11 protein-coding genes are annotated in these 13073 nt (G+C 37.0%); 5 read left to right on the top strand and 6 right to left on the bottom strand.

The genetic code is table 11. The features are described from left to right. Nucleotides 1-17 precede the first annotated feature (17 nt). The 5 genes from ACFPTQ_RS02725 to ACFPTQ_RS02705 all read right to left on the bottom strand — a co-directional run bounded on the left by ACFPTQ_RS02725 (nucleotide 18) and on the right by ACFPTQ_RS02705 (nucleotide 4049). Nucleotides 18-1043 (bottom strand): hypothetical protein, encoded by a 1026-nt coding sequence (locus ACFPTQ_RS02725; protein WP_278034506.1) that lies wholly within the window; start codon nucleotides 1041-1043, stop codon nucleotides 18-20. Between the two features lie 109 nt (nucleotides 1044-1152). Continuing rightward, nucleotides 1153-1611, bottom strand: a complete 459-nt coding sequence (locus tag ACFPTQ_RS02720) for a c-type cytochrome (RefSeq protein ID WP_379773566.1) — start codon at nucleotides 1609-1611, stop codon at nucleotides 1153-1155. Between the two features lie 210 nt (nucleotides 1612-1821). After that, a complete protein-coding gene (locus ACFPTQ_RS02715) occupies nucleotides 1822-2946 on the bottom strand; it encodes a PQQ-dependent sugar dehydrogenase (protein ID WP_379773564.1) in 1125 nt (374 codons plus the stop codon). Nucleotides 2947-3025: 79 nt separating this feature from the next. Further along, nucleotides 3026-3265, bottom strand: coding sequence for a hypothetical protein (locus tag ACFPTQ_RS02710; RefSeq protein WP_379773561.1), 240 nt, complete (start codon nucleotides 3263-3265; stop codon nucleotides 3026-3028). 10 nt (nucleotides 3266-3275) lie between these two features. Next, nucleotides 3276-4049, bottom strand: a complete 774-nt coding sequence (locus ACFPTQ_RS02705; protein WP_379773558.1) for an HNH endonuclease — start codon at nucleotides 4047-4049, stop codon at nucleotides 3276-3278. A gap of 653 nt (nucleotides 4050-4702) precedes the next feature. On the opposite strand from ACFPTQ_RS02705, the gene ACFPTQ_RS02700 reads away from it, so the two are divergent. Further along, a complete protein-coding gene (locus tag ACFPTQ_RS02700; protein ID WP_379773555.1) occupies nucleotides 4703-6259 on the top strand; it encodes a sodium:solute symporter in 1557 nt (518 codons plus the stop codon). Between the two features lie 33 nt (nucleotides 6260-6292). Continuing rightward, on the top strand, nucleotides 6293-7213 hold the full coding sequence (locus ACFPTQ_RS02695) for a dihydrodipicolinate synthase family protein (RefSeq protein WP_379773553.1): 921 nt from the start codon (nucleotides 6293-6295) through the stop codon (nucleotides 7211-7213). A gap of 815 nt (nucleotides 7214-8028) precedes the next feature. Here the strand turns inward: ACFPTQ_RS02695 and ACFPTQ_RS02690 are convergent. Continuing rightward, on the bottom strand, nucleotides 8029-8898 hold the full coding sequence (locus ACFPTQ_RS02690; RefSeq protein WP_379773550.1) for an AraC family transcriptional regulator: 870 nt from the start codon (nucleotides 8896-8898) through the stop codon (nucleotides 8029-8031). 264 nt (nucleotides 8899-9162) lie between these two features. Between ACFPTQ_RS02690 and ACFPTQ_RS02685 the strand changes: the two genes are divergently transcribed. The 3 genes from ACFPTQ_RS02685 to ACFPTQ_RS02675 are packed head-to-tail and all read left to right on the top strand — an operon-like array spanning nucleotide 9163 to nucleotide 13070. Then, nucleotides 9163-10761 (top strand): hypothetical protein, encoded by a 1599-nt coding sequence (locus ACFPTQ_RS02685; protein WP_379773548.1) that lies wholly within the window; start codon nucleotides 9163-9165, stop codon nucleotides 10759-10761. A gap of 27 nt (nucleotides 10762-10788) precedes the next feature. Continuing rightward, nucleotides 10789-11937: an ABC transporter substrate-binding protein gene (locus ACFPTQ_RS02680; protein WP_379773546.1), complete on the top strand. Its 1149-nt coding sequence runs from the start codon at nucleotides 10789-10791 to the stop codon at nucleotides 11935-11937. After that, the gene (locus tag ACFPTQ_RS02675) at nucleotides 11934-13070 is read left to right on the top strand and encodes a CaiB/BaiF CoA transferase family protein (RefSeq protein ID WP_379773544.1); all 1137 of its coding nucleotides are present in this window, start codon (nucleotides 11934-11936) and stop codon (nucleotides 13068-13070) included. The genes ACFPTQ_RS02680 and ACFPTQ_RS02675 overlap by 4 nt, the downstream gene beginning before the upstream one ends. The last annotated feature ends 3 nt before the right edge of the window (nucleotides 13071-13073 follow it).

The raw sequence follows: 13073 nt of genomic DNA, 5'->3' as shown, positions 1-13073 counted from the left end.
GTAGAAATGGGCTAAAATTATTGAAATTGAATATAACTTGGTTTTGGAGAGAATTCTAACAATTGCTCTGGAGTATATATTTTCCAATCATTCCAATTGTCATTTTTATAAAACAATTTGAATCCTGTAAACTGTACTGGTTCTCTGTAAATGTATCTTAAATAAGTAGAACGTTTTAATACTTGACTACCAAAACCGTCCATGTCCATCACAATTTGGACTTCGGGTACTTTTTTAATGTCTTTGTAATTCGTTACCATTCCTTGAGTAAATCGATGTACCACTAAGACTTTGGGTGGTAATTTATTTTCGCGTACAATTCTCGCCAAAAGAGTGACAGCGTCATTAATATCATCGGCAGACATGGTTCCGATTTTTTTACCAGGAACATGCCCTGTTTTCATCGAAAATTCAGGATCAATTCCTAGGTGAACATTAGGTAAGGCTAAATATTTTTCTAATAAAGTCGCTTCTTCTTTCACCGTACTGTGCCCCACTTGAATATCTAAAAACACTAAAGCATTAATGGGTTTGGCCCAGTTTAAAAGAGTGTCTATTTGTTTAAAAGGCATGCGCATATTGTAGCGATTGCCCGCTCCAGGTGCACCCTGAGCCGAAACTGCAATGTAATGTAAGGCAGGAATTGTAATCACAGTCGAATCGGCGGCTTGCCATTTGGCTACTTCGGCTTTTAATTTTTCAATCATTTCTGCTCTTGGATATTCGCCCAGTACGCCCATTCTTTTGGAATACAAATTACCATAAAAAGCAATAATTCGGTGGTAGGGTAATAACGCTCCCGGCAATGGATAAGGCGCTTTTACGGGCCACAAACCCGTGGTATCTTTATTGGCTAAAGCTTTCATTCTCCTGTTGTAATCGACAGTGTCAATGACTTTGGGTTTCGTAACGACCGAATCCTTTTTTACTTCGGTACTATCGATGTTCTTTGCTTCTTTTGTATCCGATTTACTTTGGTTACAATTGGTAAAAACAAAAAATAAAAACGGGCTAATGAGTAGGGCTAAAGCATATTTTTTCATAGAAAAATCAATTTGAGACTGTACACAAATGTAAAGTATTTCGGCTATCGATTTTGGATTTTAGCAAGGATTCTCAAGCCGAAATATGTTAATTTTTCCTATCTGACTTTTAGGGTTTAACTAAGGAAACCTCTTTAACAGTTACCATTTTTTTGTTTGAATTTGTCCAAGAATTTGACACATAATTCATTACATCGGCAACTTCTTCATCGCTCAAACCCATTGGAGGCATCATGGCATTGTATTTTTTGCCATTGACTAGAATTTCTCCTTTTTGACCGTATTTTATCGCATGAATACTTTCTGTTCTTTTCTTTTTTAACCAATCGGAACCGTCCAAAGGAGGGAACGTACTAGCATTTCCTTTGCCATTGGCCATGTGGCATTGAATACAAAATTCGCTGTAGATTTCTTTGCCTCGGGCAATACTTTTTTGCAAAGCGGTTTGTTGTTGGATTTCAGTAAGGCTTAGATAGGATGATGTTGAACTGAAGTTTTTTTCGCTATGCGAATGATAAAAATAGACAGCAGCCAATAATGAGAATCCGAAAGAAAGTTTATTAATCATTAGGAAATTTGTTTGAATTAAATTACGATCTGTTACTTGTACTTATTTTAAAAATGGCACACGAAGCTGTCTGACGACAGGCAGGTGAGGCGGATTTAAATCGATAAAAACGGATTTTTTTAGTTCACTAATCTGTGAAAATCCGCCTAATCCGTGTTATCTGCGTGCTATATTGAGTTATTAGTCCGCAAAGCGGACAGTCATATTGGATTAATTCGGTATAATTTTCACAATGCCTTTTCCTTCTACACCCATGTAAATATAACCATCCGGTCCTTGTTTTACATTGCGAAGGCGGCCTATATTAGCGGCAATTTTTTGTCTGCCAATGACTTTATCACCATTGAGTTTTACCAATTCCAAATATTGAAATTTGAGCGAACCCACTAGTAAATGTCCTTTCCAATCTGGGTATTTATCACTGGTCACAAAAGTCATTCCAGAAGGAGCAATAGAAGGTGCCCAATAATAAACAGGCTGTTCCATTCCGGCTTTTTCGGTTTGAGTGGTGATAATGCTGTTGTCATAGTTGATGCCATAGGTAATGACTTGCCAGCCGTAATTTGCGCCTTTTTTGATGATGTTGATTTCGTCACCACCTTGCGGACCGTGTTCGTGTTCCCAAATAGCACCTGTAAAGGGATTTTTGACTAATCCCTGCGGATTACGATGACCATAGCTGTAAATAGCCTCTTTTGTGTTGGCCTTACCTACAAAAGGATTGTCTCTTGGAATACTGCCGTCGTCGTTAAGGCGGTAAATTTTACCTGCGTCACGAGTAAGGTCCTGCGGATTTTCATTTTCAAAACCACGGCTCCCGATAGAAAAGTACAAATAACCTTCATTGTCAAAGGTAATTCGGGAACCAAAATGATGCGATCTTTTGGAATTAGGCGTTGCCTTATAAATCTTTTCGATATTTACTAAACTTTCATCTTCCAGTTTGGCTCTAATGATGGCGGTATTGGCGCCACCTGCTTCGCCTTCGCCTTCCATGGAAGAATAGCTCATGTAAATCCAGCCATTTTTGGCATAATCCGGATGCAATTCAATATCCATTAAACCACCTTGACCGCGATTGTACACCGCAGGAACATTTTTAACTTCGGTTTTAACGCCATTTTTGACATGGTACAAAATACCTGATTTTTCGGTAACTAATAGAGAACCATCGGGTAAAAAGGCCATGCCCCAAGGATTGTTAATGCCATCGGCAACCGTTTCAAAACGGTAGTTTACCGCCTCTTCCTGTAGCGGAATAGCATCGTTTGTTTTTAACTGTGCCTCACAATTAAAAATGAAAAAGGAAAAGAATAATAAAGCTAAAGTTTTCATAGGTTTAGTGTTAGACTTCGGATTTAAAGGTAGGGAAAAAGATTGAGAAGTGTGTTTTTAGGGTTTTACAAAAGTATATTTAAGAAAAAGTAGTGTTTAAATAATTTTCTAGAGCCTTAGAAAATATCTTTTGGTCAAGTTTTAAAAGCTCTTTCTTAATATTCCAATCTATAATTATTTCTTCGTCTTCCTTAGAAATAAATTCGCCTTCCAGTTTTCTTCTTAAAATATCACTCATTAGGATATCATTACATGAGTAATATTTTGGATAATATTTTTCTATAAATGACCAGTAAGTTTCGTTTTCAGAATTAATCATAAGTGTAGATTTATTTTTCAAAAATAGTATCAAGATGAAATTCTAAAAATTCGACTCTAGGAAAATATTTTACAGCTGTTGTAATTTTTTGATTATCAATTGGTGCAAAGTAGCTTTTAAAAAAAGCTGTGTCTTTTTTCTTTTTTAAATTAGTTGACAAAATTACAGTGTAATTTTTATTGATTCCAAGAATGCCTTTGTCAAAAGCTTTGTCATATAAGGCAGAAAGACAGATACCATTTTCAGGATTTAATCGGTGTTCTTCATTTTTTGACCAAGGAATTATATGACTAGCTAATAAAAGTTCTGGAATGTCAATTCCAGTGATGGCGCATTTATTGTTATAGTTGGCTAAAACTATTTGTCTAAAAACAGATTGATTTACTCTTGTTTTAATTTCTCTCTTTACGGTTTCTCCCTTTAAATCTTTTAAATCAAAAAGTAAATTTTGATATTTGTTTTCTATAGTTGAGTTTTCTTTTTCTGCTAATATTTTTTCACTTAAGAATATTAATTCTTCTTGATTATTAAAGAATTCATCCCAAATAGGCTGAACTTGATTGCTTCCATTTTGCAATCCACCAATCCCTCTTTGTAGGTGATAAGGATCAACGCTAGCAAAATTTCCTAAACGCATAGCTATTGAACTAGGTGTTCTTCCTAATAAGTTTGCTAGTTCTATAACTTGTGGATTTCCTTTATGAGTCTTTCCAAATTCTATTTTTAAATAGAGATTGAAGGCAAGTATTAGTTCTTCTTTTGTCCAAAGGTTTTTTGCTGCCATTATTTACTATTGTTTGATTTCTTCAACACATTTATATTCAAAATTACAATAAATTATTACATATTTAAAATTAGCAAAGTTCCCTAGCCCTGACCGCAGTGGAACTCCTGATGCGGCCGGCTTGGAATTTTTTCTTGTGCCAAAAGAGCGACTGAAGGAAGCTCCTTTTTGGCGCTTAGAAAAATGCAAGTCGGCAAAATCAGAGTGGAGCGGAGGGCAGGATAGAGCTTCTTATCTTATTTTAAACATCCAGTTTCATTCAGACGAATGAGGAATCACATAAATAGATTACTTAATGTGATTTCTCCCTCTAGTCGAAAAGACAAACCAGGCCTGTATTCGTTAACTTAATGTCATTGATTGCTGATGCTTTCGTGCTTCGGGATGACAATTTTGTGGCTATGTTCGGTTTTATTATAACGAGCTGTTGCTGTGTTGACTCGAGTGTTTTGGGCTTAGATACGGTTGTTCAGAGCAGGAATTGAAAAAATAGAAACGTGCCTTTAACACTATATGCTAATATCCTATAGTATTCTGAAAAAATCTCATAGGAAATCGTTGTAGTTTTCCAATAGTTTTGTAAAAACATCAAAACATTGTACGATATGTTTAGGTGGCTTGAAAAATTAAATATAAAATCCCATCTTTAATAAATGAAAAATTTACCATTATTAGATATCGCTATAATTGCCCTTTATTTGGTGGCAATGGTTGGCGTGGGAATTTATTTTTCCAGAAAAAACAAGAGTTCAGAGCAATATACTAAAGCCTCGGGCAAGATACCCGGATGGGCGATAGGTTTGTCTATTTATGCTACTTTTTTAAGCAGTAATACTTTTTTAGGTGTTCCCGGAAAGGCTTTTGGCGGCAACTGGAATGCTTTTGTGTTTAGTATTTCGATGCCTTTTGCGGCTTGGGTAGCGGCCAAATATTTTGTGCCGTTTTACCGTAGCACCGGCGAGGTTTCGGCCTATACGAACCTTGAAAAACGTTTTGGTTCCTGGGCCAGAACCTATGCGGTGGTTTGTTTTTTGTTGACACAAATTACGCGAATGGGTTCGGTGTTTTTTGGAATTTCGCTTACGTTACAGGCTTTAACGGGTTTTAGCATGGAAACCATCATGCTGGTTACCGGAATTTGTATTGTGATTTATACAGTTTTAGGAGGTATCGAAGCGGTGATTTGGACCGAGGTGGTTCAGGCGGTTTTAAAAACAGCCGGCGCACTCTTAATCATGTATTTGATTGTGTCTAAAATGCCAGGCGGGGTTTCTAAAATTATCGAAATTGGTCAGCAAAATGATAAGTTTAGTCTGGGGAGTTTTTCGCTGGATTTTACGACTTCGACTTTTTGGGTGGTCTTGTTGTATGGCTTTTTTATCAATTTGAACAATTTTGGGATGGACCAAAATTATGTACAACGTTACCATGCGTCTTCTTCTGAAAAAGAGGCGGCCAAATCGATTTGGTTATGTGTATGGATGTTTGTGCCGGTTTCCTTAGTTTTCTTTATGATTGGTTCTTGTTTGTTTGCTTATTACCAAATGTCGCCTGAATTGATTGAACCGATTAAATTAAAAGCGGCTGCCGAACATCTGGGAGTTGCAGCTTCACAGTCAGAAATTGCAAACTATGCGGCTACTTTGCAACCGGCTGATTATGGCGATAAGGTGATGCCTCATTTTATGGTGAATATGATTCCAACGGGATTGTTAGGATTAATCGTTTCGGCCATCCTTTCGGCAGCGATGAGTACGATTAGTTCAGGGATGAACGCTTCGGCAACGGTATTTTCGGAGGATATTTATAAGAGATATTTCAAATTAAAAATTAGTGACAAACAAAACATGCGTTTGCTTTACATCGCAACGGTTTTGTTTGGACTTGGCGGAATGGTTTGTGGAATTGCCATGATTGGAGTTAAGAGTATTCTGGATATCTGGTGGCAGTTGTCAGGGATATTTGCAGGTGGAATGCTTGGGCTGTTTCTGCTTGGCATTATCAGTAAAAAATCGGGAAATACAGAGGCAATTGCGGCAACTGTAATAGGAATTATGGTTATTCTGTGGTTGTCAATATCTAATTTGATTCCTGATGAATATAGTTTTTTAAGAAGTCCGCTTCATGCTAATATGGTTATCGTGGTAGGAACCCTTTCCATTTATTTATCAGGAGCATTTATAGCAAAAATACGAAGTGTAAAAGCTTAATTCATTATATAAAAAAGAGTAAACAAAATAACGATGAACAATTCAAAAAAAGGATTTATTCCAGTAATGTTAACGCCATTCAACAATGACGGCAGCATTGATTACAAAACATTAACAACGCTTACGGAGCTTTATTTAAAGTCGGGTGTTACTGGTTTATTTGCTAATTGTTTGTCGAGTGAAATGTTTGAATTAACCGAAGCCGAACGTTTACAAGTGACTAAACATGTTGTAGATATTGTAGCGGGCCAAGTGCCTATTGTGGCTACGGGAACTTTTGAAGGAACGATACAGCAGCAGGCCGATTTTACCAATACAATTTACGGAACAGGAATTGACGCTGTGATTTTGATTTCGGGTTTATTGGCCAAAGAAACAGATTCAGACGAAGTTTTTGTGAACAATGTACATCAGTTGTTGGATTTAACTCCGGGTGTGCCAACGGGTTTTTACGAATGTCCAGTTCCTTATAAAAGGATTTTATCGGCAGCGCAATTAGAGGATTTTGTGAATACAGGAAGAGTGATTTATCACAAAGATACTTGTCTAGATATCAATCAAATTAAGGCCAAATTGAGTGTCGCTAAAAATCCGGAATTCGGTTTGTATGATGCTTATATGGTGCATGCTATCGAATCTTTGAAAGCTGGTTCGGCGGGATTGTCCTGTATTCAGGGGAATTTCTTTCCGGAATTGATAGTTTGGATTTGTGATCATTATAACGATCCAACCAAAGCGGAAGAATTAGCAGCGGTGCAACAATTTTTAATAAACAATATGGATGTAATGCACGATGTGTACCCGATTGTGGCCAAATATACCTTGCATAAAAGAGGTTTGCCTATCTCTAATTTTACCAGAAGAGCCGTAGGCGATTTTACTCCAATTGTAAAAAATGCAGTGGACCAACTGCAAAATGAGTATACAATTTTACAAAATGAGTTATCATTTTAGTTTTTTATTTATGGTGTGTTAGTGATTATTAAGTCGTCTGTTCGATAGTTTTTGTACAAAGACCCTCCTCCCATTTTTGGTCGTAGTGTAAAAATGAAGAGAATCTTTTTTTTGACCATAATTTTGGTTCTCAATACAATTTCCATTGGAAATTTTTTGAACAGACGGATTAATAATTTTTAAAATATTAACCACAGATTACACAGATTGTCACAGATTTTTGCTTTGTTTACTTTACGGTTAATAACAGCCACGAATACTCGAATTAATTTTTAAAATCTTTGAGTTTAAAATTCCACGGATTTTCATTTTCATAAATGAAAATAACTTATCTGCACTTCTTTTTCTCTTTTAGAAAATATAGGAACTTATATGACTTATATGTTTAAACTATCTTAGGCTACTTTGCGGAAAACTTCGTTTACTTTGCGTTTAATAACAGCCACGAATACTCGAATTGATTTTTAATCTTAGAGTTTAGAATTCCACGGATTTTCATTTTCATAAATGAAAATAACTTATCTGCACTTCTTTTTCTCTTTTAGAAAATATAGGAACTTATATGACTTATATGTTTAAACTATCTTAGGCTACTTTGCGGAAAACTTCGTTTACTTTGCGTTTAATAACAGCCACGAATGCTCGAATTGATTTTTAATCTTAGAGTTTAGAATTCCACGGATTTATTTTTCATAAATGAAAATAACTTTTCTGCACTTTCATTTGTCTTTTTCAGAAATCTAAAAACTTATATGGCTTATATGGTTAAAAAAATCTTAGCGAAAACCTTCGTGTCCTTTGCGGTTAAACTAAAATTAATTCGATAAATACCTTTTCTTATATTCCATCGGAGTAATTCCTGCTACTTTCTTGAAGTGTCTATAAAAATTTGAAACGTTATTAAATCCGCATTCAAAACAAATCATCTCGGTAGGAATCTTGTTTTCAATCAGTAATCGGCAGGCATGACTAATACGAATTTCAATTAGAAAATCATAATAGGTCTTCTTGGTCATCAGCTTAAAGTAGCGGCAAAAAGAAGTCACGCTTAGGTTGCTAAAAGCTGCAATTTCGGTCAGGGTAATTTCTTTTTTATAGTTCGAAAGGGTGTAACTGCATATTTTATTTAATCGAATAGAATCCGATTCATTGGATTGGTAAAAAGCATGCGAAGAAGTAATTTCGGTATACTCTTCTGTTTCTGATAAATGTTTTAAAATGTTTAATAAAATAATCAGCTTGTCAATGTGATTCGCATGAGGTGCTTTTCGCATTTGTTCTATGATTTTTTCGCGGGTTTTACCCTGAATAATCATGCCTTTTTTGGCCTTTTCAAAAAGTTTCGGGATCAGGAAAGATTCGGGTAAGTGTATAAAATCTTTGCCTAAACAATCGGGTAAAAACTGAATTACAATGGCTTCGACATCTAAATCCTTGTTGTTTTGATAATATTCTTCGTGACAACGCCAAGTATGAGGTAAATTTTCACCCAGTAAAATCAACTCTCCAGAGCTGAAATTACTGATGTTGTCGCCAATAAAACGCACACCTTCTCCTTTGATTACATAGTGCAATTCCAGTTCGGGATGGTAGTGCCAAATCTTCCCAAAATTCGGTTCTTTGTTGTGTCTTACCTCAAAAGAACTTTGAATACTGGTTGGTACTTTGTGAAATAAAGGCTTCATAAACAGCTTGTTTGATATGGATTTGCTAAAATAGTGTAATTTCAACAATTACAAACCCATTTTATGATAATATCCTATAAAGAGATGCAAATAAATGATAACACTCAAAGTCTAATTTTTAGCATATTTGGAATAGGACAAGGGGATTTTGTTTCCTGAAACAGTCAATTAAAAATTACAAGTAAAACAATAGCGGAACACAACACGATTTGGATAAATTTTCAAATGGTCTTGTGCTTTATTGCTTATTAATGATTTAAAAATATGGACATTTATTTAGTAGCAAGTGGCGATTTGCGTTTATCAGCAAATCAAGTATGTTGGGAAGCACAAGCCCAAATGGAACAATTATTAGCAGAAGCTGTAGCCGAGGCAGGCGGTAAAATCATCAGAGCGCATGCTTATGATGAAACCAAGAAACACGGTTTTATTGATAGCCAAAAAATGGGAATGCAGGTTTTTAAAAATATTGATCCAACCGCACCACTTATTGTTGCTGAAAGTGTTTGGCAATATTCGCACCATGTTTTGGCAGGTTTGATTACGCATCAGGGACCTATTTTAACGGTGGCCAACTGGAGTGGCGAATGGCCTGGATTGGTAGGAATGCTGAATTTGAATGGTTCATTGACAAAGGCAGGAGTAGAGTACAGCACGCTTTGGAGTGTTGATTTTAGTGATGATTTTTTCAAAAATAATCTGAAAAACTGGATGCAATCTGCAACGGTAAAGCCTGATTTAAGTCACGTAAAAGCCTTTGATAAAGCGGTTATTCCTGCGGATGAGTTGGCAAAAGGAGTCGATTTTGCGAAAGCATTCCGAAAAGAAAAAGCCATTATGGGTGTTTTTGACGAAGGTTGTATGGGAATGTTCAATGCTATTGTACCCGATCATTTATTACATCCAACCGGAATTTACAAAGAAAGATTATCGCAATCTTCCTTATATGCTAAAATGCTAACAGTAAAAGACGAAGAAGCCGAAGCCGTTTTATCATGGTTGTTAGACAAAGGAATGCAATTCGATTGGGGAACCGATGAAGCTACTCAGCTAACCAGAAACCAAACGCTGTTACAATGCAAAATGTATATTGCAGCGGTACGAATCGCAGCTGAATTTGGCTGTGATACTATCGGGATTCAGTACCAACAAGGTTTGAAGGATTTGGTTCCTGCCAGTGATTTGGTCGAAGGTTTATTGAATAATCAAAATCGTCCTCCAGTGTATGACGAAGTAGGAAACGAATTGTTTGCCGGAGAGGCTTTGCCGCATTTTAATGAAGTGGACGAATGTGCCGGAATTGATGCTTTGCTGACATACAATTTATGGCGTTCCATGGGATTGAAAGGGGAGAATACCTTACACGATTTACGTTACGGCGAATATTATAAAAATGAAACTATTGACGGATTTGTTTGGGTATTCTTAATTAGTGGAGCGGCACCACCAGAGCATTTTGTTAATGGTTATAAAGGAACTTCGAGCGAAAGACAACCTGAAATGTATTTCAGATTAGGTGGTGGAAGTGTGAAAGGAGTGAGCAAGCCGGGTTCGATTGTTTGGAGCCGAATTTATGTAATGGATGATGCTTTGCATTGTGATATGGGAATTGGAGAATCAGTTGATTTACCTAAAGAGGAATTAGACAGAAGATGGAATATGACTACACCCCAATGGCCTATTATGAATGCGGTGCTAAAAGGTGTAAGTCGCGACCAAATGATGGGGCGTCACAAAGCGAATCATATTCATGTGGTCTATGCCGAAAATGAAGCCGAAGCCAATAAATTGTGCCGAATCAAAGCGGCTGCTTTACAGGAATTAGGTATTCAGGTGCACTTTTGTGGGGATGTAGCGGTGTAATTATATAAAAAATTGAAAAAGACGAAAATGAAGAAATTGAAAGGGATTACCTGGAACCATACAAGAGGGCTTTTGCCTATGGTTGCTACAGCTCAGCGTTTTACAGAGCTACATCCGGATGTAGAAATTAGTTGGGAGAAAAGAAGTTTACAGGAATTTGCCGATGCCTCGATTGAGGATTTGGCAAAAAGATTTGATTTATTGGTTATCGATCATCCTTGGACCGGTTTTGGTGCGGCTACCAATACGATTGTTCCATTATCGGACCATTTTTCAAGTGAATATATCAAAGATCAGGAAGTAAATACCGTAGGTAAATCATACGAAAGTTATGTTTTTGACAACAAACTTTGGGCTTTACCTATTGATGCAGCTACTCCGGTGGCAGCAGCACGTTTGGATATTTTAGAAAGCAAAGGTTTTGAAGTGCCTACAACCTATGAAGATTTATTGGCTTTGGCCAAAAAAGGATTGTTGGCTTTTGCGGGAATTCCAGTAGATTCATTGATGACTTTTTATTCGTTTTGTTGCAGTTTGGGCGAAGCGCCTTTTTTATCGAAAGACAAAGTGATTTCGGATGAAATAGGAAGTAAAGCTTTGCAAATGCACCGCGAATTAGCACAACTGATGGATCCGGCTAATTTTAACCGAAACCCAATTCAGGTGTATGAAGCGATGGTGAATACCGATGCTATTGCGTATTGCCCATTTGCTTATGGTTATTCTAATTATTCACGTACAGGTTACAGCAAAAACTTATTGCATTTCTATGACTTAGTGAAGCTGAACGATCAACCCATGATTAGCTCGTTAGGTGGTACAGGACTTGCTGTTTCTTCTTTTAGCGAACACCTTACGGAAGCCTTGCAATATGCTGAATTCACGGGTTCTTCGCAGGTGCAACAAAATATTTTTGCAGATAATGGCGGTCAGCCAGGACATTTACAAGCTTGGAAAAGCGAAAGAATCAACGGAATCACTCACGATTATTTCAAGAATACTTTACCGGCTTTGGAAAGAGCATTTTTACGTCCAAGATATGCCGGGCACATGTATTTTCAAGACCATGCAGGCGATGTAGTGCGTGATTATTTGATGAAAGGTGGCGATGAAAAAGAAGTCTTAGCGGCTATGGATGCTTTGTATGTGGAATCTTTAAAAAGACAAAAAGTATGAGACCTTTAGAAGGTATAGTGGTGCTTGAATTTTGCCAGTTTTTGGCAGGGCCTTCTGCCGGATTAAAGTTGGCCGATTTAGGTGCCAGAGTCATCAAAATTGAAAGACCCGTAAAAGGTGAGGCTTGTCGCCAATTGAGTATTAAAGACTTATTTGTGGACGAAAGCAGTTTGCTTTTTCATACGATAAACAGAAATAAAGATTCTTTTGCAGCCGATTTAAAAAATCCGGACGATTTAGAATTAGTAAAAAAACTCATTGCCAAGGCGGATATTATGACGCATAATTTCAGACCAGGAGTAATGGATAAAATAGGTTTGGCTTTCGAAGATGCTATTGCCATCAACCCTAAAATTATTTACGGAGTAGTTTCCGGTTATGGCGATGAAGGACCTTGGTCTAAAAAACCGGGACAGGATTTACTTGTACAATCTTTATCAGGATTAACATGGTTAAGCGGACGAAAAAGTCAGGGACCGGTTCCTTTTGGTTTATCAACAGCCGATATTATGTGTGGCAATCATTTAACTCAAGGAATTTTAGCCGCTTTGTTAAAAAGAGCTAAAACCAATAAAGGGGTTTTGGTTGAGGTAAGTTTGATGGAATCGATTTTGGATGTACAGTTTGAAGCTATTACATCGTACTTAAATGACGGTGGAAAATTGCAGGAAAGAGGCGATGTTGCCGGAAGTGCGCATGCTTTTTTAAGTGCGCCTTATGGGGTTTATAAAACTCAGGATGGTTATCTTTCATTGGCTATGGGCGATTTGATGTACATTGGCCAATTGTTGGAAGTCAATTTGGATGCCTTTCAGGAAAAGCATTTGTGGTTTGCCCGTCGTGATGAAATCCGTACGATTTTGGCGGAGCGAATCCTTCAAGAAACTTCAGATTATTGGGTTGCCTTATTACAGGAAAAAGGGATTTGGTGCGGAAAAGTATTGAATTATCAGGATTTGGATGCTATTGATTTTGGTATGCCAATGAAACAAGTCATTGAGAATTCGGAACAAAAAACCATTACGACCACCCGAAGTCCGATTCAGTTGGATGGCGAAATTTTGACGAGTCGAAAGGCAGCGCCAAAAGTAGGAGAGCACAATACAATTATTCAGCAAACGATTATCAATTAGCAC

The sequence above is a fragment of the Flavobacterium sp. GCM10022190 genome, from assembly GCF_042656445.1.
Classification (GTDB): domain Bacteria; phylum Bacteroidota; class Bacteroidia; order Flavobacteriales; family Flavobacteriaceae; genus Flavobacterium; species Flavobacterium nitratireducens.
Note: the sequence above shows the minus strand (reverse complement) of the source record. Positions and strands in the feature narration are given on the sequence as shown.